Genomic DNA, 22,241 nt, shown 5'->3' with positions numbered 1-22,241 from the left:
AGCGTACCGGGTAGGGTCTGCCCGATTCGGGGCGTTTGTTCAGGCGAGCGCGATCAGGGAGACTAGTGATCATGCGTGGCATCATTCTCGCCGGCGGCACAGGCTCCCGGTTGCACCCGATCACCCTCGGCGTCTCCAAGCAGCTGGTCCCGGTGTACGACAAGCCGATGATCTACTACCCGCTGTCGACGCTGATCCTCGCCGGCATCCGCGACATCCTGATGATCACGACGCCCCACGACGCAGAGTCCTTCCAGCGTCTGCTCGGGGACGGGTCGAAGTTCGGTGTCTCCATCACGTACAAGACCCAGCCGTCCCCGGATGGCCTTGCGCAGGCATTCATCTTGGGGGAGGAGCACATCGGCGACGACTCGGTGGCCCTCGTCCTTGGTGACAACATCTTCTACGGCCAGGGCATGGGCACGCAGCTTCGTCAGTACACAGAACTCGACGGTGGCGTCGTCTTCGGCTATTGGGTCGACGACGCCGCGGCATACGGGGTGGTGGAGTTCGACCGCGAAGGCAAGGTGGTCTCCCTCGAGGAGAAGCCCGCCCACCCGAAGAGCAACTACGCCGTTCCCGGGCTCTACTTCTACGACAACGACGTGATCGAGATCGCGAAGGCTCTCAAGCCCTCACCTCGTGGAGAGCTCGAGATCACCGACATCAATCGCGAGTACCTCGACAGGGGAAAGCTCAAAGTGCAGCTGCTCACCCGTGGCACCGCTTGGCTCGACACGGGGACATTCGATTCACTCGCCGAGGCGACGGACTTCATCCGCACGGTGGAGAAGCGCCAGGGACTCTCGATCGGTTGCCCGGAAGAGGTCGCGTGGCGGATGGGGTTCCTCACGGATGACGAGCTGCGAGAGCGCGCGGAGCCGTTGCGCAAGAGCGGGTACGGCGAGTACCTCCTCAAGGCGCTCGCACAGGGACGCTGACTAGGCTCGTCCGAGTTCAGTGACATTCCGCGCTTGGCGCGGGCATGAGTTGTGCCCTCCCACCGAGGGTCTGGAGGGATCAGATGACGACGCCGGGGCAGAAATCAGCGACATTTCCTGATGGCGGGAAGCGGCTGGTCATCTACGTCGTCTACGACCGTCGTGGGACGGTCGAGGAGTTCGTCCGGTTCGCGTTGGAAGGCATGCGAGACGACGCCGCGCACATTCTCGCGGTGGTGAACGGGCCTCTGGACGATGCCGGTCGAGCCACGCTCGAGAGCGTGACCGACGACATTCTGGTGCGCACCAACACCGGTTTCGATATCTGGGCGCACAAGGAGGGACTGGCGCATATCGGCGATCGAATCGCCGAGTTCGACGAGGTGCTGCTGACGAACGACACCTGGTTCGGCCCGGTTCGTCCGTACGGTCCGGTCTTCGAGCGGATGAATGCTCGTGAGGTGCATTTCTGGGGCATGACCGATCACGAGTGGGAGCCGCTCAACAAGTTCACGAACGAGGGTGAGCTTCCGTATCACCTCCAGTCCTTCTGGATCGCCGTCCGCAAGGAGATGTTCTTGTCTCCCGACTGGCAGGAGTACTGGCGGGATCTGCCGGAGATGCCGTCCTACTTCGACGCGGTGCTCAAGCACGAGACACAGTTCACGAAGCATTTCCAAGAGCGCGGCTACTCTGCTTCGGTCGCTTTCGCGTCGCACGACTATCCGACCGAGCACCCCTCGCTGTTCAACGCCGATCTTCTTCTTGCCGACGGCTGCCCTCTGGTCAAGCGTCGTCCCTTCTTCCACTATCCCCCCTTCCTCGACCGGCATGCCGTCATCGGACGGCGGACGGCTGCGGCGATCGCCGGATACGGCTATCCGATCGAGCTGATGTGGAGCAACCTCGCGAAGAACGTGCAGCCGAAGACGCTGAACACCGATGCGGGAATGCTCGAAGTGCTCGACGAGAGCGCTCATGCCCCGGCACCGAGCAGACGCATCGCGGTCCTTGCTCACTGCGCGGATCCGCGGACGATCGACCATATTCTCAATCGGCTCGAGCAGATCCCCGTCGATTTCGATCTGGTGGTGACGACACTCGACGACGACAGCGCGACCCGTATCCGGACGGCGATCGATGATCGGCGACTCACGAAGGCGACCGGCTTCGACATCCGTGTCGTGCCGTCGAAGCACGGACGCGACATGAGCGCGTTCTTCATCGGATGTCGGGACATCCTCGTGTCCGACCGGTACGACCTCGTCGTCAAGATCCACTCCCGCGCCCCGCGGAAGCGCGGGGCGAACATCGCACGGTACTTCCGCCGCTACCAGCTCGAGAACCTCATCTCGAGTCCCGGGCAGTTCTCGAACCTTCTCGCCCTGTTCGAGCGTGAACCAGGACTCGGAGCGGTCTTCCCGCCGATGATGCATATCGGATACGCCCTCGCCGGGCGAGGATGGTCGCAGTACCGGGAGCCCGCGCTCGAGATCAGCGAGCGTCTCGGCATCAACGTGCCGTTCGACGGCGCCTCGCCCCTGGCCCCGATGGGCGGCATGTGGGTTGGACGTCCGAAGGCTCTCCGCCTGCTGCTGGATGACCAGCTCCGTTATGAAGACTATGTCGCCGCGAAGCGTGGCGGGGCCGACCTCGCCCGCGTGCAAGAGCGTCTTCTGCCGCTTGCACTGGGCGAGATCGGCTACCACTGCCGCACGGTGCTCAATCAGGAGCACGCGGGGATTGCCTACGCGAATCTTGCGTACAAGCTCGATCAGCTCTCGATCACGCCCCCGGGCTACCCTCTGGAGCAGATCCAGTGGCTGCATCGCGCAGGATGGGCCGGCGCCGGCGGAATCGTCGCGATGACCCGCATGTATATGCGTTTGAACCATCCGACGACTTCCGCGCGTCTCGCGCCGGTCATGCGCCCGTTCGTCGCCGTGGCCCGCATCGGGATGCATACGCTCCGCAAGGTGCTCCGACGAGGACGTCCGATCGAGGGAGAGCTGCTGTGATTGTCAACGATCAGCCATCGGGACTCACGTCGGAGAGCAGACGCGCGGTCATCTACGTCGTGTTCGACCGCCGCGGCGCGGTCGAGGACTATGTGCTGTATGCGCTGGAGCAGATGCGCGCAGACGCGGACCACATCCTCGCGGTCGTCAACGGCGCCCTGAGTCCGGAGGGACGCGAGCGTCTCGAGGCAGTGACGGACGACATCCTCGTGCGTCCGAACGAGGGGTTCGACATCTGGGGCCACAAGGCAGGTATCGATCACCTGGGCGACGGCATCGAGAAATTCGACGAGGTCGTGCTCACCAACGACACCTGGTTCGGTCCGGTGCGACCGTACGGGCCGGTGCTGGACAGGATGGCGTCGCAGGATCTGGACTTCTGGGGCATGACGGACAACGTCCGAATGAAGAATCCTGCGACAGGTGAGGGGCGGGTGCCTGACCACCTGCAATCGTTCTGGATCGCGGTGCGCAAGCGCATGTTCATGTCCGGCATCTGGCGCGACTACTGGCGCGATCTGCCGGCTATGGATGATTACTATGCGGCTGTCCTCAGTCACGAAGTGACGTTCACACAGCGGTTCCATGACGCGGGTTTCGTCTCTGCAGCGGCTTTTTCCGCCGAGAACTATCCGACGGATCATCCCGCGCTCTTCAACGCCGATCTGCTCATCGCCGACGGATGCCCGCTCGTCAAGCGTCGTCCGTTCTTCCACTGGCCGCCGTACCTGGACCGTCACGGCGTGATCGGCAGGTGGATCGCCGAGGACATGGCATCGCACGGATATCCCGTCGAGTACATGTTCTCGAACCTCGCCCGCAATGTGCCGCCGAAGGATCTCAACGTCGATCTCGGGTTGAACGATGTTCTGGGCGACATCGACCACGGGTTCGACCCCTTGCGCGCCCCCCGGGTCGTCGCCATCCTCCACATCTTCTACGTCGACATGACGGACGAGATGCTGGACCGCGTCGACATGCTCCCCACCACCTACGACCTCGTCATCACGACCCAGGATGAGAGGCGTGCTGCGGACATTCGTGAGATCGTCGATGCGCGGCCGCGTGACGGTCGCGCGGTCGACGTGCGCGTGGTCGCGTCGAACGATGGTCGTGATCAGAGCGCGTTCCTCGTGGGCTGCAAGGATGTGCTCCTCGACGGCGGCTACGATCTCGTCGTCAAGCTTCACTCGAAGAAGACCCCGCAGGATGGTTTCAACGTCGGGCGCGCCTTCAAGGAGCAGCAGTTCACGAATCTGCTCGCAAGTCCGGGATATGCCGCGAACGTGCTCGCCCTGTTCCAGCGCGAGCCGGGACTCGGGATCGTCTATCCGCCCATGGTGCACATCGGCTACCCGACCATGGGGCGCGCCTGGTGGGCGAACAAGCCGGGATTCGAGAAGCTTGCTGCCCAGATGGGGATCATGGTGCCTCTCGACGACATCTCACCGCTTGCGCCGTACGGTTCGATGTTCATCGCGCGACCGGAGGCGCTTCGTCTCCTGGTAGAGCAGCCGTGGGAGTACTCGGACTTCGGAGGTGCTGAGGCCTACCAGGACGGCGGCCTCGCCCACGTCCTGGAGCGGGTACCGAGCTATGCGGCCGCGGAGCTCGGGTTCCACACGCGCACGATCACGAACGCCGAGTACTTCGCCGTGAGCTACACGACGCTCGACTTCAACTTCGACGAGATGTCCTCGACCGTTCCCGGACGCACCTACGAGCAGATCACCTTCCTGCGCGGTATCGGACATGTGGGGGAGGGGAAGCTGCGCGATTTCGCGCGGATGTACATGCGTCGCAACCACCCTGGCGCCGGAGCCCGAATCCGTGCCGCGCGCGAGCGTATCGTCGGCGGCATCCGCCGGCGCCTCCCCGGGCATCGGTGAGGCGCGCCGCGCCGAGGCACAGGTTCTGCTGAGGATAGGCTCAGGGACGACCCGAACACCCGAAAAAGGAAACCCCCGTGGACAGATTCACTCGGCTCGCCGCCGAGCCGTTCACCACGATCGACGCGCGCGGACTCCGCGACGGTGGTCGTGGCGGCAAGGTCGGCGAACTGTACCGACGGCGCGAACTTCTGATACTGCTCATCCGTCGCGACCTCCAAGCACGCTATCGCGACAGCTTCCTCGGGTTCCTGTGGACCGTGATCCGCCCGCTGGTACAGTTCCTGGTCTATTTCATCGTGCTCGGACAGATCCTCGGCGCTTCACGGGGGATCGACAACTTCGCGATCTACCTTTTCGCCGGTTTCACTCTCTACACGTTCTTCGCCGACGTGATCTTCGGCTCGACGGGGTCGATCATCTCCAACGCCGGACTCGTGAAGAAGATCTATCTCCCGCGTGAGATCTTCCCGCTGGGAAGCATCGGTGCGGCCAGCTTCATGTTCCTGGTGCAGCTGGGTGTGCTGCTGGTCGCGGCGCTGCTCCTCAACGGACTCCCAGAGCCGGTGCACATGCTGTGGTTCTTCCCGTCGCTCGGGATGGTGCTGCTGTGGGGAATTGCGACCGGGCTGCTGCTGTCCGCCCTCAACGTCTACCTTCGGGATATCCAGTACCTCACCGAGGTCGTCATGATGCTCGCGATGTGGGCCTCGCCGATCGTCTACTCGTGGACCATGGTCAAGACGGTGGTGGCGCAGTACGACCTTCCCGCGTGGCTTCTCGAGGTGTACCTCGCGAACCCGCTCACCGTGGGGGTATTCGGATTTCACCGGGCGTTCTGGGGCTCCGGCACCGTCGCCGACTACCCCCCGAACCTCGGGCTGAGGATGGCGATCATGAGTGTCATCGGGCTCGTGTTCCTCTGGATCTCGCATCGCGTCTTCACGCGCATGCAGGGCAATTTCGCGCAGGAGCTGTAGGCCATGATCGATAACACCGACCTCTCATCCCGCCCGGACATCATCCGTCTCAAGGGCGTGAGCAAGAAGTTCCGCGTGCGCAAGGACAACAACCTCAAGGACCGCATCGTCCACTTCGGAAGGCACGGCAAAGCCTTCCGAGAGGAGTTCACCGCTGTCGACGAGATCTCGCTCGACATCAAGGCGGGCACGACCGTCGGGCTGCTGGGCCAGAACGGCTCGGGAAAGAGCACGTTGCTGAAGCTCATCGGCGGTATCGTGGCGCCGACGACCGGTACCGTGGAGGCTCGGGGGCGCATGGCCGCGCTTCTGGAGCTGGGCGCAGGGTTCCACCCCGATCTCTCCGGCAGGGAGAACGTCTATCTCAATGCCGCGATCCTCGGGCTCAGTCGCGCTCAGATCGACGAACGGTTCGACGACATCCTCGAGTTCAGTGGAATCGGCGAGTTCATCGAAACCGCCGTGAAGTTCTACTCGTCCGGAATGTATGTGCGACTGGCTTTCGCTGTTGCGGTGCACACCGATCCGGACGTGCTTCTCGTCGACGAGGTTCTCGCCGTCGGCGATGAGGCTTTCCAGCGCAAGTGCATGGACCGCATCCACCAGTTCCGTGAGGAGGGCCGGACGATCATCCTCGTGAGCCACTCCGCGCAGCAGGTTCAGGAGCTCTGCGACCGCGGCATCCTGCTCCATCACGGGAAGCTGGTGTTCGACGGGGACATCAATCGCGCGGTGGACGGACTGCGTGACGTGCTCGCCGACCGCGAGGTGGGCGAGGCGCCTCCGGAGGAGACCATCCATCCGATCCAGGTGAAGCGCATCGAGCTGGTGGACGACGATGGCGCAACCATCAAGGAGCTCCAGACGGGCGATCCGTTCACGGTCCGTGTGCATGTCGATACGCTGCGGCCGATCGAGCGATGGGAGATCGGCTTCAGCATGGACACCCCGCTCGGGCAGATGGTGATGGCCTCGAACACCGAGGTGCTCGGCGTGGTGCTCGATCCGATCGCAGGCAAGACCGTCGTGGATCTCCGCATCGCCCAGGCCGGATTCGGTCCGGGGGACTACTTCGTGAATGCGAACGCCGCCGGCGTGAGCGAACCGAGCAGCCACGGCCTCATGCGCGGCGCCACGTTGCGGGTGCGGACCGACGACACCACGATGGGTACCGTGGCGGCGAAGATCACCGTGGACTCCTCGGTGGGACGATGACGCCACCGCCGAAGGTCGCCGCTGTTGTCCTGGCCTACCGTCCGTCATCGAGCATCCGCGACAACCTTGCGAAGCTCGCCGCCCAGGCAGACCACATCTACCTGGTGAACAACTCGCCGGACGACGAAGGCACTGAGAAGCTCCTCGCCCCGTTACGCGACGGTGACGCCCTGACCGTCCTGGACCAGACGAAGAATGTCGGCGTCGCCGCAGGATTCAACGCGGGGATGAGGCAGGCTCTCGGCGCAGGATTCGACTATGTGTGGGTCTTCGACCAGGACAGCACTGTGGCAGACGGGATGCTTGAGGCGCTCATCGGTGCCTTCTCGCCTGCCGGCCGTCCCGTCGCCATCGCCGGGCCGGCGCTGCGTGCCGAGGAGACCGGCCACTTGTACGACGGCGAGAACCGGGTGGGTGTCGAGGAGCAGGTGGCAGTGATCTCCTCGGGTGCGCTCTTCTCCCGGGCGGCGCTGGAGAAGATCGGGCTTCACGATGAACGCCTCTTCATCGACTACGTCGATCACGACATTTCGCTCCGAGCACGCCGAGCGGGTTACCGCGTGGTCAAGGTGTACGACACGGTACTCGACCATCGGTTCGGCGACTCGGTGCCGTCTACTTTCCTCGGCAGACGGATCTACCTCTCGAACTACTCGCCCATGCGTCAGTACTACATGACGCGTAACCGCATGATCATGATCCGACGGTACGGCTTCGGCCGTTGGTTCTGGGACGACGCTGCATACGCGACGAAGGCCTGGATCAAGATGCTGCTCTGCGAGCGCGAACGGGGCCCGAAGATTCGCGCTGGCATACGCGGGTTCATCGACGGAGCGCGGTTTCGTCAGGTGAGATCAACCGTCGGCTGAGTGCGTGCCTTGGGCGGGCCGGCCTGCGAACGGGGGAGCACCGCGTTCTCAGGCTTGATCAGATCCTGTCGATAGGATGTGACCTGCTGTTCGGCTCGACGGGCAGTTCCCTCTTCCCGCCATCATGGCAGTGATCTAGTGAGGCATGAGTTGTTGTCATCGTCAACGCCCCCGAACGAGGCAGGGTCCAGGCCGTCCCGCTGGGCGGCGGTCCGAGATTCCTACCGCAGTTTCGTCATGCCGAGGGAGGACGGGCTGCCCAATCGTCGAGTCCTGCTCGCCCCTCTGAGCCTGCTGGCAGCGGTGTTCGTGCTACTGGTCATCCTCGGCATCACCGGTTCGTCCACGGGAGTGATGCACGGCCTCGTGAGCAACGACGCCGATTCGGATCTGATCGCAGGCATGCCCGAGCCGATCCGGAGCGACGAGTGGTTCGTGCAGACGACATGGACGATCTCGCAGGTCGAGCAGGGGCTGCCTACCCGCAACGAGACCTTCCCGGGCGGCATGGACGCGACGGTCCAGCATGACCTGCCGACGCGCGACTGGTCGACAGCCCTCCGCCCGCACCTCGTCGGCTTCCTCTTCCTTCCACTCGACCAGGCGATGGCCGTGAAATGGTGGCTCCCGGCATTCGCATTGGTCGCCGCCGCGTTCCTGTTCGCCGTGACGCTCCTCCCTCGACGCCCGATCACCGCCTTGCTCCTGTCTTGCGGCTTCTTCCTCGCGCCATTCTTCCAATGGTGGTTCTTGTCGATCACGCTTTATGCGCCCGCGTGGGCGCTTCTGGTGATGGCGGCGATCGTCTGGTGCGTGAGGTCTCGGCACCGGACGGGGAAATGGGTGCTGGCGGCGCTCGTGGCCTACCTCACCGCGACGATGGGAACGGGAATCTACGTGCCGTTCATCGTCCCCGTCGTGTGGGTGGTCGCTGCCTTCGGCGTCGGATTCGTCCTCATGCCCTCTGTCGACAGACCGCGATTCGTGGACCGTCTGAAGGCGGTGGTCCCGGTCTTCATCGCCGGTGCGGCCGGTGTGGCACTCCTCTGCATCTGGCTGGTGACCCGTTGGGACACGATCGTGGGCTTCACGAGCACGGTCTATCCCGGGGAAAGACTCCAGCCGGTCGGTGGGGGTGGCGGGTACGAGCTCGCGGCTTTGTTCAGTGGTCCCTTCTCGCCGATCATCGGACCGTCCGGCGGCGTGCCATGGGGCATGAACAGCTCCGAATCGGCGACATTCGTACTTCCCGGTCTCTTCCTGCTCGTGCCGCTCATCTGGATCGCTCTTCGCCGCTTCCGAAGAGGCGAGGGGGTCGATTGGCTCACCGTATGCCTCTCCGTCGTCGCCGTGGTGTTCCTGGCATACATGTTCCTGCCCGGGTGGGACCCGGTCTCGCACCTGCTCCTGCTGGATCGAACAACCTATGGCCGGGTGAGGCTCGGATTCGGACTTCTCAGCCTCGTCCTCGTCGTGGTCGCCGGCACCCGACTCGCCGATGAGCGCGGTCGGGGCGGCGGTCTTCGGCTGCCTGCCGCGGTCGCGACGATACTCGCCGCCGCGAGCGTCGGGGTCGCCGCTCTCATCGGCGCTTCCGGCGACTTCAGCTTCCGGGACTTCGCCGCGGCGAATCCATTGGTCGCGGGGGCCACGGTCCTGTGCGTCGCTCTGTTCGTCGCGAGCGTGTGGCTGTTCGCGACCAACCGGATCGCTGTCGGGGCGGGGCTCGTGCTCGTGCTGTCGCTGCTGTCCACGGCGGGTGTCAATCCGCTCTACCGTGGTGTGCTCGACCTCCGCGAGACGCATGCGGTGGATGCCATCGAGAAGATCGACGCGACGGAACCGGGGGATTGGGTGGGCATAGCCGACTCTCCGCTGCCGACGATGATGCTCGTTCAAGCCGGGGTCGCCTCCTACAACGGTTTCCAGAGCGCACCGTCGCCGGAGATGTGGGAGGAGATCGATCCGACGAACAGCAGTGAGAAGAATTGGAACAGGCTGGCGAACGTCTCGTGGGTGGTAGGCGACGGAGATCCCGATCCCCGCAACCCGGCACCGGATCAGATCCAGTTGTCCTTCGATTCCTGCAGTGCGTTCGCGCAGGCGAACGTGGAGTACGTGATCGCCGAGAGCGACATCTCGCAGGACTGCGTCCGTCTGGTGACCACGACGACGGACGGACCGACCAAGATGCGCATCTACGAAGTCGTTCCCGTGTCCTGACGGCGATTCGGACGTCGGCGGAGGAGCCGGCGTCCGAATCCGCTCAGTCCAGGAAGCCGGCCCTCCGGCAGATATCCTCCGCGATGACCAGGGCACTCGTGGCCGCCGGTGAAGGTGCATTCAGCACGTGCACCTGCTGAGGGGCGATCTCGAACAGGAAGTCATCGTCGAGTTTGCCGTCCTTCGTGATCGCCTGCGCGCGGATACCGGCGGGGGACGAGGTCAGGTCACGGGCTTCGATACCGGGGACGAGGACCGACAGACTCTGCGCGAACATCCGTCGGGAGAACGAGCGCAGGACCTCTTTCACGCCGACCGGGATGTTGTGAGAGGCCATGCGGAGGAACCCGGGGTAGGTGATGTCGCCGATCGCCTCGGGAATGTTCAGTTTCGCCCAGCTGTAGCTCTCTCGTCCGAGTGCGGTGACCGCGTTCGGACCCGCATGGCGACTGCCGTCGATCATCTTCGTCAGGTGGACGCCGAGGAACGGGAGGTCGGGGTCCGGAACCGGGTAGATCAGTCCCCGAACGAGGTGTTCCTTCTCGGCCGAGAGGTGGAAGTACTCACCGCGGAAGGGCACGATGCGTGCCGAGGGGCGCAGCCCCGCGAGTCGCGCGACCTTGTCGCTGTGCAGACCGGCGCAGTTGATCAGGAAGTCTGCACGTGTCGTGCCCTTAGTGTGCTCGACGACGACGTGCCCGTTCTCATTGCGGATCGCTGTGGCCTGGGCTCCGAGGATCATCTCTGCGCCGTGCTCGGCCGCCATCTCCGCGAGACGTCGGCTCACGGCGGCGTAGTCGATGATTCCCGTCGTCTCGACGCGAAGTGCGGCCACACAGGCGACGTGCGGCTCGTACTCGTGCGCCTCCGCGGCCGTGAGCCAGCGGGTGGGGACGCCGTTCGCCTGGGCGCGCCGCTCCAGCTCCTTGAGGTTCGGCAACTCGGACTCATTCGTCGCGACGATGAGCTTGCCCGTGAACTCGTGTGGGATACCGTGCTCGACCGCGAACCTCCGCATGCTCGCGTTGCCCTGGACGCACATCTTCGCCTTCAGGGAACCCGGCTTGTAGTACGGTCCCGCATGAATGACGCCGGAATTGCGGCCCGTCTGGTGCAAGGCCCACGCCTCTTCCTTCTCGAGGACCACGACGCGCTGTCCCGAGCGTGCCGCGCGCTCCGCAACGGCGAGGCCGACGATGCCGCCGCCGATGATGACGACACTGGTTCCTGGCACGGTAAATCTCCTTGACGACAACAAGCGGGTAGGATGGCGGTGGCGATTCTGGTGCCCGCACCACGTTTCGATCCTACGGCTCCGAGTGCCGTGAACTCTCCGAACCCCACTTCAAGCGAAAGGTGAACGATGGCGCACACCGTCGCTCTCGGCGAACCGACTGTCGGACCAGAAGAGCTCGCGGCGGTTCAGCGCGTGTTCGATTCGGGATGGCTTTCCGGAGCAGGACCGACGTGCCGTGAGTTCGAAGGGCGCTTCGCGGAAGCGGTCGGCACCGCGCACGCACTCGCCACGAGCAACTGCGGATCTGCGCTCCACCTCGGGCTCGATGCCCTCGGCGTCAAGCCGGGGGATGAGGTCATCGTCGGCGACTACACCTTCCCTGCCACCGGACACTCCGTCATGTGGACGGGGGCGAAGCCGGTGTTCGCGGACATCCGTCCTGACATCTGGTCGGTGGATCCGGCGGCAGTCGAGGCGTCGATCACCGAGCGCACCGTGGGCATCCTCGCCGTCGACGTGTTCGGTCAGCCTGCGGATTACGACGAACTTCGCGCCATCGCCGACAAGCACGGCTTGTTCCTCATGGAGGACGCGGCCTGTTCTGCCGGAGCCTCCTACAAGGGGCGGCCCGCGGGAAGCCTTGCGGACGTGGCGACCTTCAGCTTCCACGGGCGAAAGGGCATCACCGCCGGCGAAGGCGGAGCCCTCGTCACCGACCGTTCAGACCTCGCCGAGCGCGCACGAAAGCTCCACACCTACGGCATCGCGCCCGCCCTGTCGCGCGAGGGGAGCTCGGACCTCCCGATCCCGTCCTTCGACGAAGCGGGCTACAACTACCGTCTCTCCGACATCTCCGCGGGGATCATGCTCGCGCAGCTCGATCGGCTTCCTGGGCTCGTGGCTCGCCGCGGCGAGATCGCCGCCGCCTACGCGGAGCGTCTTCGTGGCCTCGAGGGAGTCACCGCTCCGGTCGCCCTGGACGACCGCACTCACCCGTGGCAGTCGTACGTGGTGACGCTCGATGCTGATATCGATCGTGGGCTCGTCGCCGCGCATCTCCGCAACAGCGGTGTGCAGTGCAACTTCGGAACCTACGCATCGCACATCCAGCCTGTGTACGGGTTCGAGGGTTCACTGCCGGTGTCTGCAGACCTTTTCACGCGTCATCTCGCGATCCCGATGCACGCGAATCTGACGTTCGACGACGTGGATCGTGTCGTTGAGGTCCTTGCCGAAGCCATCCCGCTCGCGCGTTGACGCGGGCTGTTTCCACTTACCAAAGGAGTATCGATTCAATGAGTGACAAGAAGGTCTTCGTCGTCGGAGGCGCCGGGTTCATCGGGCTTCACGTGGTCCAGCGACTGCTCGACGAGGGATGGACCGTTCGCATCTTCGACAACATGTGGCGCGGTGACCGCGACGCAGCGAACGAACTCACGAAGACGGGCCGTGTTGACGTCATCGATCAGGACATCCGCAACGGCGCAGCCGTTCGGAACGCCATGGAGGGATATGACTACGTCATCAACCTCGCCGCGGACTCCATCAACAAGTCTGTCGCTGATCCGTACGCTTCGTTCGACACCAACGTCGTCGGCATGCACAACGTGATCGCCTCCGCATCCGAGCTCGGCGCGAAGCGCATCGTGATCGCGTCCAGCGCATCGGTGTACGGCGACCCGGAGAAGCTCCCGATGCACGAGGATGACCGCCTCAACCCCCTCACGCCGTACTGCATCGGTAAGCGCACTGCCGAGGACATGCTCGGTTACTACCAGCGTCAGACGAATCTCCCGTGGATCGCGCTGCGCTTCTTCAACGTGTACGGCGAGGGACAGAAGACGACGGCCTACTACACGTCGGTCATCAACCACTTCGTCAACCGCCTCAAGAACGGTGAGGCGCCGGTCATCGACGGCGAAGGCAAGCAGTCCATGGACTTCATCCATGTCAAGGACATCGCCCGTGCTGTGGTGCTCGCCCTCACCTCGGAGAAGGCCAACGTTCCGGTCAATGTCGGAACCGGAATCGATACGACGGTCGCCGACCTCGCGCGCATCCTGATCGCCGCGGTCGGAGCTGACGTGGAGCCGCAGTTCAATCCGCGTCCGGTGCTCGTCTCGCGTCGTGCGGCAGACACGACGCGCGCGAAGGACGTGCTCGGGTTCGAAGCCGAGATCGACGTCGTGTCGGGCATGACCCGACTCGTGCAGAACTCCTGACGCGGGTTCACCCTACGAGATGGGGGCGCGATGGCCACGCCGTCGCGCCCCCAGTTCGTTCATTCGGCGCAGAGGAGCGACCATGACCAGCCTTCCGGACAACCCCTACAATCCAAATGCCTGGATCATCGGCGAGCCGCGCATCGGTGCGGGCACCTGGATCGGCGCATTCACGCTCATCGACGGGTCGGGCGGACTGTCGATCGGCGAAGGATGCGATATCTCCTCCGGAGTGCACATCTACACCCATTCGAGCGCGAAGCGCTGCGTTTCGGGTCGCGCGTACGATCAGGTCGACCGGCAGCCCGTGGCCATTGGCGACCGCGTGTTCATCGGCGCGAACGCCGTGATCAACATGGGCGTCACGATCGGTGATGAGGCGGTGATCGGTGCCGGTGCAGTGGTCACGGGGCCCGTCGCTGCGCGGAGCATCGTCGCGGGCGTACCTGCGCGGGTGATCGGTACTGTCGACTTGTCCGAGCCTGCAGATCCGAGCTTCGAGCCTGTCACGAAATCCCGTTCAGATCGCGCCTGACACCGTACCGAGACCGGTGAGCACGGCGATGACGGCGAGTAGCATCGCGAACCAGCGGTTGCGTATCATCAGCAGTGCGAGCATCGCGAGCAGCGGTGTGAACGCGCTGGAGTAGCGATCGACGATCGGGAAGTCGAACCCGAAGTTCATCCAGTTCATGATCCGCAACGCCGGCGGATACACGATGATGGTCGCGAGGGTCCCGAGGGCGACGAGATTCACCGAGGCGTCGAAGGCGGTCGGTGCCCAGCCCCGGGCACCAGTGACCTGCGCGCGCGGCAGGAGAGCGTCGACGGTGCTGAACTTGTACCATCGCTGGAGCAGCAGTGCGACGACGATGCCACCGAAGATGAGCGTTCCGATCCAGATGGGCGCTCCTTCGGAGAAGGCGTGCGCGAGCCGCCCGATGAAGCTCTCAGGCTGGCTCTTTATCCCGTGAGTCTCTCGCCAGGGCGTGTGCAGCAGAGAGAGCTCCAGAGTCGCCCCGACCAGAATGTCCTTCTTGCCGCTGGGGGGGAGGAAGCCATACAGCGCTTCGTTCGACACCGTTGCTCTCGCAGCGATGAATCGACCCCAGGCGATGATCGGCAGCAGGACCAGCGCTGAGAGGGTTCCCAGTTGCCACCATCGTGGGTGCCACTCCAGCTCGCGGAAGAACGCGGCTCGCTTCCAGATGAGTGCGACGAGCATTGCGAGGCCGAAGCCACCAGCCGGCAGCACGACGGTGACTGCGATGGACGACGCGAACGCCACGGAGAGCGCGAACCAGACGAAGCCCCTGCCTCGCCGCATCCATAGCAGCCCGGTACCCCCGATCAGTGCCCCTGCGAGTACGGATGTCGACGTCGGGTTCACGATCGTGCCGGCGAAGACGACCATCGAGGTCGCGATCGGCACAGCGGTGACGGCGATCAACCGGGCACCCCGCAAGCCGAGCAGCCAGCCGAAGACGGCGGTCGCCACGACACCGAGGAAAAGCGTGAGGGCGCTGAAGACGCGAAAGCCCTGGAGGAGATCCTCGGAGCCGGTGATTGCGCCGAAGATCTTCTGGAACCCCGCCGCTGCGAAGAAGTAGGTGGGATAGTGCCCGTAGCCTGTGCTGTACTTACCCGATGGAATAGCGTCGGGCGTGACTCTGGGGTCGCCGCACGGGTAGGGGATGTCTCCTCCTTCGTGCCCGACGCCGCAAGCCCACTCATCCAGGAGTTCCTGGCCGAGAAGCATGCCCCGGTAGGGCAACTCGCCCTGCCCCGCCTTGACCGCCGTGTCGAAGTGGATGTGCTCGTCGATGACGGAGAGCGGATGTCCGTCCTGCGCGATGGTGAACAGCCCCGCCCCGAAAAGCGAGATGAACAACGAGAGAACTACGAGGGGGATCGCCCTCCGCGCCGCCACGACGCCTCTTCTCGGGAGATCCTTACCCACGGCCTGCGAGAAGGGCAGCGATCACCATGTGCGCGGGAGCGATCGAGCTTCGCTCGGCGTCGGCGTCGGCGTCTCCGTTCACGAGGTCGACGAAGTGGTCGAACTGCGCCGCGAGCGGCTCTCGCGAGGTCACGAGTTCGGGAATGTCGATCGTTGTCTGCTGGCGGTAACCCCGTCCGTCCACGTCTACGGCATCTGCTGAGACATGCCGGTAGACGGTGACGTCGCGACGAAGGAGGTCGATCTCCACCAGACGATCGAGTTCGTGGATCAGCAGGCTCCGTTCCTTGCGCTGGCCGATACGGCTTGCTGACAACTGTGCGACCTGACCTCCGCTGAACCCGAGCGTAGCCGTCGCGACATCCTCCGCGCCGGACTCGGAGTCCGGGTGGAAGTAGCCGAGGCTTCCCTCGATCTTGGTGGGTTCTCCACCCAGCAGGCTGATCGCCAGGTCGGCGTCGTGGATGAGGAGATCCCATGCGACACCGGTTCGAATGCGCGGGGCGTAGGGGGAGTGGCGCACGGAGGTGACGTGCAACGGTTCGTTGATCAGGTGGCGAGCGGTGAGAACAGCGGGATTGAACCGCTCGAGCAGACCGCACAAGATCGGCACGCCGGCGGCTTCCGAGAGAGCGAGGATTTCCTGCGTGCGCTCGTAGCCGTTGACGACCGGTTTCTCGACGAGGAGGGGCTTGCCTGCAGCCAGGACCTGTCGGGCGAGGGCGTCGTGCGACTCGGTGGACGCGGCGACGATCACAGCATCAATGTCGTCGAGGTCGCCCAGCTCGGGTGCCCACTCGGAGTCGTACTTCGTTGCGACTGCCTCGCCGACGGAGCGTCGGCCGTCGATCACTCGCGCCAACGAGGCCCGATCGGAGGAGGCGACGACGCGGGCGTGATACGACCCCATCGTGCCGGCTCCGACGAGTGCAATACGAGGCTGGCTCATGACTCTCCTTCAGCGACGGTGCGGACTGTTGCGATGATGGTGTCGAGCTGCTCGCGTGTCAGGTGATTGTGCACGGGGAGTGAGACGACCTGGGCCGCGAGCATCTCCGCGACCGGCGTCGGCTCGATCACCACATCGGGGCGGTTGCGGTATGCGTCGTAGTCGAACACGAGTCTCGGGTAGTACACGCCCGCGCCGATTCCCGCGTCGTTCATTCGCTCGACGAACTCGTCTCGCGTCACCGCAGCGTCGGGAGTGACACGAATCGTGTACTGGTGCCACACGTGTCGGCGACCGGGAAGCTCTCCAGGGGTGATGACCCCCTTGACGTCGGCGAGACCGGCGCTGAGGTACGCGGCATTGTCGCTGCGCGTCTCGACGATGCCGTCGTAGCGATCGAGCTGCGGCAGCACCAGAGCCGCCTGGAGGTCGGTCAGACGATAGTTCTGTCCGAGCATGGCGTAGTCGTAGCGGGCGCGCATCCCCTGGTTGCGGAGGATGCGCAGGCGGTCGGCGAGTTCGTCATCGTTCGTGGTGACCATCCCGCCTTCGCCGGTGGTCAGGTTCTTCGTCGCGTAGAAGGAGAACGAGCCGATGTCGTAGCTGCCGGCCGCCTGGTCGCCGAGCTTGCTTCCGTGGGCCTGTGCTGCGTCCTCGAGGATTCGGAGGCCGCGGTCTCTCGCGATGCCGGAGATGGCTTCCATCTCGGCGATCTGGCCGAAGATGTGGACGGGCATGATCACCTTGGTGCGGTCGCTCAGGCGCGACTCGATCGAGGCAGCCGTGATGTTGAAGTCTTCCTCGGAGATGTCCGCGAAGCGTGCGGTCGCGCCGGCCTCAAGGATCGCGTTCAGTGTCGCCGCGAAGGTGAAGGGGCTCGTGATGACCTCGTCGCCGGGCTCGAGGTCGAGGCACTGCAGGGATGCGATGAGCGAAGTAGTGCCGTTGTTCACCGCGATCGCGTGTCGAACGCCCGTGAGTTCGGCGAAGCGCTTCTCGAACTCCGCGACGAGCGGACCCTGGGCGACTCGACCGGAGCGGAGGACCTCGAGCACGAGACGCTCTTCCTCGGCTCCGAACTCGACGACGGTGATTGGTATCATGAGACCTACTCATCTGGATGAACGTGAACCAGACCAGCATAACGTCGAGTGACCGTGCCCCCAGTTCACACGGCGGAAGCCCATATGTCCGGCGTCACCGCCTTGCTTGCAAAGAAAGAGGGAATCCTCATCGCTGAATCCCGCAGCGCCCGCTCCTGGGTGCTTCTGATCCTGCGCTATGTGCTGCTGGCACTGGTCCTCGGGTTTGCTGCGTACTATCTCATCTCGCAGTGGGACGAGGTCTCGGCCGCCATCAAGCTGATCGCCTGGCAGTCTGCTGTTCTGTCGTTCCTGCTCGTGCTCGCAGGCCTCGCGCTCGGCACGATCAGTTGGATCGCCATCCTGAACGGTCTCGGTGAGGACAGGGTGCCATTTCTTCGAGCGGCCCAGATCCTCCTGGTCGGACAACTCGGGAAGTACGTGCCGGGATCGGTGTGGTCGTACGTCATGCAGATGGAACTCGGGCGCCAGTACAACGTCTCGAGGCCGCGCGTGCTCATCACCGCTCTCTACTCTGCGGGCGTCGGCGTGGTGGCCTCCCTCATCCTCGGCGCGCTGGCCGTTCCGCTGCTCTCCCAGGAGCAGCCCGAGTTGCTGTGGTTGTTCGCACTGCTTCCGGTCGGGCTGATCTGCCTGCATCCCGCAGTGATGACCTGGTTAGCTTCCCTCGTTCTGAAACTGTTCCGGCGACCGCCGCTCGATCATCGGGTCAAGGTGTCGACGGTGCTCATCGCCCTCAGCACCTCCATCGGGTCGTACATCTGCTACGGCTTGCATCTGACATTGCTGGTCAACTCCCTGGCGGATCCCGACCCGCAGACCGTGGTGTTGTTGACGGGTGCGATGGCGATCGGGTTCTCGCTCAGCCTGTTCGCCTTCATCCTTCCGTCGGGGATCGGGGTGCGCGAGGCCGTGCTCGTCGCAGCGATGGCGACGATCGTCACCGTCCCGCAGGCGGCCGCCGTGAGCGCCGTGTCGCGGATGATGTTCACCGTCGGCGACGTGGCAGCGGCCGGGGTCGCGGTGCTCTTCGTCATCATCATGCGCCGTCGACTACGTGACGAAGGGTCGATCAGCACCCTCGACCTGAGCGGGGAGCACGAAGCTCCCTCACATGAGCACCCTGCAGCGCCTGTGCGCGGCGAGGATGACGCAGCCGTGAAGAAGGATTCCTCCTCGTGAACACGATCCATCCGAGCGCACATGTTTCCCGCGGGGTCGAACTCGGCAGCGGAAACGTCGTCGGGCCCGGGGTCGTCATCCATCCCGGGGTGCGCCTCGGCGACGACAACTGGATCGGTGCGGGTGTCGTCCTCGGCGCACCGCCGGAGGTCAGATCGTTCGCCCATCCTCGCGACGAGGAGGATTCGTACGGAGCTGGCCTTCTGATCGGGTCGCAGAACGTCATCCGCGAGGCGGCGCAGGTCCATCAGGGTTCCCAGCGACCGACCGAGATCGGCGACGGCGCCTTCATCATGAACCAGGTGTACGTCGCGCATGACGGCAACATCGGGAACGGCGTGACGCTCGCGTCCAGCGTGTTGCTCGCAGGTCACGTCACGGTCGGCGAGCGGGCGAACCTCGGTCTGGGCGTGGCGGTTCATCAGTTCCGCACCGTGGGCGTGGGAGCGATGGTGGGAATGGGTTCGGTCGTGACCGCCGATGTTCCCGCCTTCGCCAAGGTCTACGGCGTGCCCGCGCGGGTCGTGGGTGCGAACGTGGTCGGCATGCAGCGTTCCGGCATCTCGATCGCTGATGCCGAGGATCTCGATCGCCGCTATCGGGACGGCACAGCATTCGACGATGTCCTGTCCCGGCTGCTCGGCTGACGCGGCGCTCGCTGTCTGACCCTCACACTTCGATCAAGACTGGGAAACTGACGTGTCTACATTGGATCTCCTCGTAGTCGGTTCGGGCTTCTTCGGCCTCACCGTCGCGGAACGCGCTGCCGAGGCCGGCCGTCAGGTGACGGTCATCGACAGGCGTCCTCACATCGGTGGCAACGCCTACAGCGAGGCAGAGCCCGAGACAGGGATCGAGGTCCACCGCTACGGAGCGCACCTCTTCCACACGTCGAATCCGACGGTGTGGGAGTACGTCAACCGCTTCACCTCATTCACGAACTACGTGCATCGCGTCTACAGCACGCACAAGGGCACGGTCTTCCCGATGCCGGTGAACCTCGGCACGATCAATCAATTCTTCCAATCCGCGTACACACCCGATCAGGCTCGTGCATTGATAAGGGAGCAGGCAGGCGAATTCGATGTGAAGACGGCTGCCAATTTCGAAGAGAAGGGCATCGCGCTCGTCGGGCGCCCGCTGTTCGAGGCGTTCTTCCGCGACTACACCGCGAAGCAGTGGCAGACCGATCCTCAGAAGCTCTCCGGCGACATCGTCAGCCGCCTCCCCGTGCGCTACACCTACGACAACCGCTACTTCAACGACACTTGGGAGGGGCTGCCTACGAACGGCTACACGGCGTGGCTCGAGCGGATGGCCGATCACCCGAACATCGACGTGCAGTTGGAGGTCGACTTCTTCGACGAGTCGCAGCCGTTCAACAAGAGGGCCACGGTCGGACAGGTGCCCATCGTGTACACGGGGCCCGTCGACCGCTACTTCGGTTATGCGGAGGGTGCTCTGAGCTGGCGGACCCTCGACTTCGAGCAGGAAGTCCTCGACGTCGGCGACTTCCAGGGCACCAGTGTGATGAACTACCCCGATATGGATGTGCCGTATACCCGAATCCACGAGTTCAAGCACTTCCATCCGGAGCGCAAGGACGTCTACGACTCCGACCGAACGGTGATCATGCGCGAGTTCTCGCGCTTCGCGAGCCGTGACGACGAGCCGTACTACCCGGTGAACACGGCGGCTGACAGGGGCGGCCTCCTGGCGTACCGTGAGCTCGCCAAGGGCGAGACGGGTGTCCACTTCGGCGGACGCCTCGGCACCTACCAGTACCTCGACATGCACATGGCCATCGGCTCGGCGCTGTCGATGTGGAACAACAGTCTCTCGTAGACTCGACATCGTGAGTCACGCTGCTGTCGGGGCGCCCGGGACGCCCCGGCGATATCTGCATTCGTTGTGGCTGCTGTCGTCCCGTGACCTGAAGGTCCGCTACTCGACCAGCCTCCTCGGGTATCTGTGGTCGGTGCTGGATCCGCTCGTGATGAGTGCGATCTACTGGTTCGTGTTCACACAGGTGTTCAACCGCGACGTCGGCGAAGAGCCCTACATCATCTTCCTGATCAGCGCGCTGCTCCCGTGGGTGTGGTTTAACGCTTCGGTGTCCGACTTCACCCGTGCGTTCAAGAAGGACGCCCGGCTGGTGCGCTCCACCGCCATCCCACGCTCGATCTGGGTGAATCGGATCGTGCTCAGCAAGGGCATCGAGTACTTGTTCTCGCTGCCGGTACTGGTGCTCTTCATCGTCGTGAACCTGTTCGTCGAGCTGGATCCGGGGCGAACCGTGCACGTCGGCTGGGGCATCCTGTGGATGCCGGTGGCGATGATTCTGCAGACCGTTCTCCTCGTCGGGTTGGGCCTGCTCATTGCCCCGCTCTGCGTGCTCTTCGTCGACCTCGAACGCACGACGGCACTGGTTCTGCGCGCGATGTTCTATGCGACACCGATCATCTACAACGTCACCGATCTTCCCGGCATCTTCCAGACGCTCGGGGCATTCAACCCTCTTGCGGGAATCATGATGCTCTATCGCATGCCTTTCTTCCCTGATCAATGGAACCCGTTCACCCTGACCATCAGCGTCGTCATGAGTCTGTTGATCCTCGGACTGGGCATCTGGACATTCCGGAGCCTGGAACGACCCGTCCTGAAGGAGCTGTGATGGGCGCGGCCATCGAAGTGCGGGGGCTCGGCGTCCACTTCCGTCGCAACAGGCGCGGCAGCCGCAGCTTCAAGGATCTCTTCGCCGGTGCTTCTCGGCGTTCGCGCCCGGGTGAGTTCTGGGCACTCCGCGACGTGACGTTCTCGGTCGAACCGGGGGAGTCGATCGGTGTCGTCGGGCGCAACGGTCAGGGGAAGTCCACTCTCCTCCGTCTGGTCGCGAAGGTGCTTCTGCCGGACGAGGGCACGGTCGAGGTGAACGGCGGAGTGGCTCCGCTCATCGAGATCACCGGGGGGTTCGTCGGAGATCTCACGGTTCGGGAGAACGTGCGTCTGACCTCGGGTCTGCACGGGATGTCACGCGAAGAGGTGAGTCGACGCTATGACGGCATCATCGAGTTCGCCGAGCTCGCTGGATTCGAGGACACGCCTTACAAGCATCTCTCCAACGGGATGAAGGTCCGACTCGCCTTCGCCGTCGTCTCGCAGCTCGACGAGCCCATCCTGCTCGTCGACGAGGTGCTGGCGGTGGGCGACAAGGCTTTCCGTGAGAAGTGCTACACGCGCATCGACGAGTTGCTGGCAGACGGGCGCACGCTTTTCTTCGTGAGCCACAACGAGCGCGACCTCCGGAGGTTCTGCACTCGGGGACTCTACCTCGACAAGGGTGCGCTCGTCCTCGACGCCTCGATCGGCGAAGTCCTCGACATGTACAACGCGGACCACTCGGGGTGAGATGTCCCCAGCCGGAGTCTTGTTAGGCTGGTCAGCTGTGCGCGG

19 protein-coding genes are annotated in these 22,241 nt (G+C 64.2%); 15 read left to right on the top strand and 4 right to left on the bottom strand.

Annotated features, from left to right (window positions below; translation table 11 throughout):
• The first annotated feature begins 71 nt into the window (after nt 1–71).
• The 7 genes from rfbA (at nt 72) to ABDC25_RS11365 (ending at nt 10,135) form a co-directional block, all read left to right on the top strand.
• Nucleotides 72–941, top strand: a complete 870-nt coding sequence (gene rfbA / locus ABDC25_RS11395) for a glucose-1-phosphate thymidylyltransferase RfbA (RefSeq protein WP_031207335.1) — start codon at nt 72–74, stop codon at nt 939–941.
• Nucleotides 942–1,024: 83 nt separating this feature from the next.
• Nucleotides 1,025–2,959, top strand: coding sequence for a rhamnan synthesis F family protein (locus ABDC25_RS11390; RefSeq protein WP_021199800.1), 1,935 nt, complete (start codon nt 1,025–1,027; stop codon nt 2,957–2,959).
• Nucleotides 2,956–4,848, top strand: coding sequence for a rhamnan synthesis F family protein (locus tag ABDC25_RS11385; RefSeq protein WP_292776396.1), 1,893 nt, complete (start codon nt 2,956–2,958; stop codon nt 4,846–4,848). The genes ABDC25_RS11390 and ABDC25_RS11385 overlap by 4 nt, the downstream gene beginning before the upstream one ends.
• 77 nt (nt 4,849–4,925) lie before the next feature.
• Complete coding sequence (locus tag ABDC25_RS11380) at nt 4,926–5,828, top strand: ABC transporter permease (protein WP_021199802.1); 903 nt, start codon at nt 4,926–4,928, stop codon at nt 5,826–5,828.
• Nucleotides 5,829–5,831: 3 nt separating this feature from the next.
• Nucleotides 5,832–7,043 carry an ABC transporter ATP-binding protein gene (locus tag ABDC25_RS11375; protein WP_021199803.1) on the top strand — a complete coding sequence of 404 codons (1,212 nt, stop codon included), beginning with the start codon at nt 5,832–5,834 and terminating at the stop codon, nt 7,041–7,043.
• Complete coding sequence (locus tag ABDC25_RS11370) at nt 7,040–7,912, top strand: glycosyltransferase family 2 protein (RefSeq protein WP_167254482.1); 873 nt, start codon at nt 7,040–7,042, stop codon at nt 7,910–7,912. Before ABDC25_RS11375 ends, ABDC25_RS11370 begins: the two co-directional genes overlap by 4 nt.
• Before the next feature lie 237 nt (nt 7,913–8,149).
• Nucleotides 8,150–10,135 (top strand): hypothetical protein, encoded by a 1,986-nt coding sequence (locus tag ABDC25_RS11365; protein WP_347123002.1) that lies wholly within the window; start codon nt 8,150–8,152, stop codon nt 10,133–10,135.
• A gap of 43 nt (nt 10,136–10,178) precedes the next feature.
• Here ABDC25_RS11365 and lhgO read toward each other — a convergent pair whose 3' ends face one another.
• A complete protein-coding gene (gene lhgO / locus ABDC25_RS11360) occupies nt 10,179–11,369 on the bottom strand; it encodes an L-2-hydroxyglutarate oxidase (protein WP_347123000.1) in 1,191 nt (396 codons plus the stop codon).
• A 129-nt stretch (nt 11,370–11,498) separates the two neighbouring features.
• On the opposite strand from lhgO, the gene ABDC25_RS11355 reads away from it, so the two are divergent.
• From ABDC25_RS11355 to ABDC25_RS11345, 3 genes are all read left to right on the top strand, one after another.
• Nucleotides 11,499–12,629, top strand: coding sequence for a DegT/DnrJ/EryC1/StrS family aminotransferase (locus tag ABDC25_RS11355; protein WP_021199807.1), 1,131 nt, complete (start codon nt 11,499–11,501; stop codon nt 12,627–12,629).
• Between the two features lie 38 nt (nt 12,630–12,667).
• On the top strand, nt 12,668–13,594 hold the full coding sequence (locus tag ABDC25_RS11350; protein WP_021199808.1) for an NAD-dependent epimerase/dehydratase family protein: 927 nt from the start codon (nt 12,668–12,670) through the stop codon (nt 13,592–13,594).
• An 82-nt stretch (nt 13,595–13,676) separates the two neighbouring features.
• Nucleotides 13,677–14,129: an acyltransferase gene (locus ABDC25_RS11345; RefSeq protein WP_021199809.1), complete on the top strand. Its 453-nt coding sequence runs from the start codon at nt 13,677–13,679 to the stop codon at nt 14,127–14,129.
• Here ABDC25_RS11345 and ABDC25_RS11340 read toward each other — a convergent pair.
• Genes ABDC25_RS11340 through ABDC25_RS11330 form a run of 3 tightly spaced genes read right to left on the bottom strand, consistent with a single transcriptional unit; the run spans nt 14,115 to nt 17,606 of the window.
• A complete protein-coding gene (locus ABDC25_RS11340) occupies nt 14,115–15,524 on the bottom strand; it encodes a hypothetical protein (RefSeq protein WP_021199810.1) in 1,410 nt (469 codons plus the stop codon). The two genes, ABDC25_RS11345 and ABDC25_RS11340, sit on opposite strands and share 15 nt — an antisense overlap.
• 22 nt (nt 15,525–15,546) lie before the next feature.
• Nucleotides 15,547–16,503, bottom strand: coding sequence for a Gfo/Idh/MocA family oxidoreductase (locus ABDC25_RS11335; RefSeq protein ID WP_021199811.1), 957 nt, complete (start codon nt 16,501–16,503; stop codon nt 15,547–15,549).
• Entirely contained in the window at nt 16,500–17,606 is a 1,107-nt protein-coding gene (locus ABDC25_RS11330) for a DegT/DnrJ/EryC1/StrS family aminotransferase (protein WP_021199812.1), read from the bottom strand. Before ABDC25_RS11330 ends, ABDC25_RS11335 begins: the two co-directional genes overlap by 4 nt.
• Nucleotides 17,607–17,690: 84 nt before the next feature.
• Between ABDC25_RS11330 and ABDC25_RS11325 the strand changes: the two genes are divergently transcribed.
• From ABDC25_RS11325 to ABDC25_RS11305, 5 genes are all read left to right on the top strand, one after another.
• Nucleotides 17,691–18,788, top strand: coding sequence for a lysylphosphatidylglycerol synthase domain-containing protein (locus ABDC25_RS11325; protein ID WP_021199813.1), 1,098 nt, complete (start codon nt 17,691–17,693; stop codon nt 18,786–18,788).
• Nucleotides 18,785–19,435, top strand: coding sequence for an acyl-ACP--UDP-N- acetylglucosamine O-acyltransferase (locus ABDC25_RS11320; RefSeq protein WP_347122996.1), 651 nt, complete (start codon nt 18,785–18,787; stop codon nt 19,433–19,435). Before ABDC25_RS11325 ends, ABDC25_RS11320 begins: the two co-directional genes overlap by 4 nt.
• A gap of 61 nt (nt 19,436–19,496) precedes the next feature.
• Entirely contained in the window at nt 19,497–20,633 is a 1,137-nt protein-coding gene (gene glf / locus ABDC25_RS11315) for a UDP-galactopyranose mutase (RefSeq protein ID WP_167254782.1), read from the top strand.
• 10 nt (nt 20,634–20,643) lie between these two features.
• Entirely contained in the window at nt 20,644–21,462 is an 819-nt protein-coding gene (locus ABDC25_RS11310) for an ABC transporter permease (RefSeq protein ID WP_031207347.1), read from the top strand.
• Complete coding sequence (locus ABDC25_RS11305) at nt 21,462–22,196, top strand: ABC transporter ATP-binding protein (RefSeq protein ID WP_021199817.1); 735 nt, start codon at nt 21,462–21,464, stop codon at nt 22,194–22,196. Before ABDC25_RS11310 ends, ABDC25_RS11305 begins: the two co-directional genes overlap by 1 nt.
• The last annotated feature ends 45 nt before the right edge of the window (nt 22,197–22,241 follow it).

The sequence above is a fragment of the Microbacterium sp. SY138 genome (genome assembly GCF_039729145.1).
Lineage (GTDB): Bacteria > Actinomycetota > Actinomycetes > Actinomycetales > Microbacteriaceae > Microbacterium > Microbacterium maritypicum_A.
This window is presented reverse-complemented; position numbering and strand designations above follow the sequence as displayed.

Excerpts from the sequence above, each read along its gene's own strand:
- rfbA (WP_031207335.1), top strand. The coding sequence starts at position 72 with ATGCGTGGCATCATTCTCGCCGGCGGCACAGGCTCCCGGTTGCACCCG.
- ABDC25_RS11390 (WP_021199800.1), top strand. The coding sequence starts at position 1,025 with ATGACGACGCCGGGGCAGAAATCAGCGACATTTCCTGATGGCGGGAAG.
- ABDC25_RS11375 (WP_021199803.1), top strand. The coding sequence starts at position 5,832 with ATGATCGATAACACCGACCTCTCATCCCGCCCGGACATCATCCGTCTC.
- ABDC25_RS11370 (WP_167254482.1), top strand. The coding sequence starts at position 7,040 with ATGACGCCACCGCCGAAGGTCGCCGCTGTTGTCCTGGCCTACCGTCCG.
- ABDC25_RS11365 (WP_347123002.1), top strand. The coding sequence starts at position 8,150 with ATGCCGAGGGAGGACGGGCTGCCCAATCGTCGAGTCCTGCTCGCCCCT.
- ABDC25_RS11355 (WP_021199807.1), top strand. The coding sequence starts at position 11,499 with ATGGCGCACACCGTCGCTCTCGGCGAACCGACTGTCGGACCAGAAGAG.
- ABDC25_RS11350 (WP_021199808.1), top strand. The coding sequence starts at position 12,668 with ATGAGTGACAAGAAGGTCTTCGTCGTCGGAGGCGCCGGGTTCATCGGG.
- ABDC25_RS11345 (WP_021199809.1), top strand. The coding sequence starts at position 13,677 with ATGACCAGCCTTCCGGACAACCCCTACAATCCAAATGCCTGGATCATC.
- ABDC25_RS11335 (WP_021199811.1), bottom strand. The coding sequence starts at position 16,503 with ATGAGCCAGCCTCGTATTGCACTCGTCGGAGCCGGCACGATGGGGTCG.
- ABDC25_RS11330 (WP_021199812.1), bottom strand. The coding sequence starts at position 17,606 with ATGATACCAATCACCGTCGTCGAGTTCGGAGCCGAGGAAGAGCGTCTC.
- ABDC25_RS11325 (WP_021199813.1), top strand. The coding sequence starts at position 17,691 with ATGTCCGGCGTCACCGCCTTGCTTGCAAAGAAAGAGGGAATCCTCATC.
- ABDC25_RS11305 (WP_021199817.1), top strand. The coding sequence starts at position 21,462 with ATGGGCGCGGCCATCGAAGTGCGGGGGCTCGGCGTCCACTTCCGTCGC.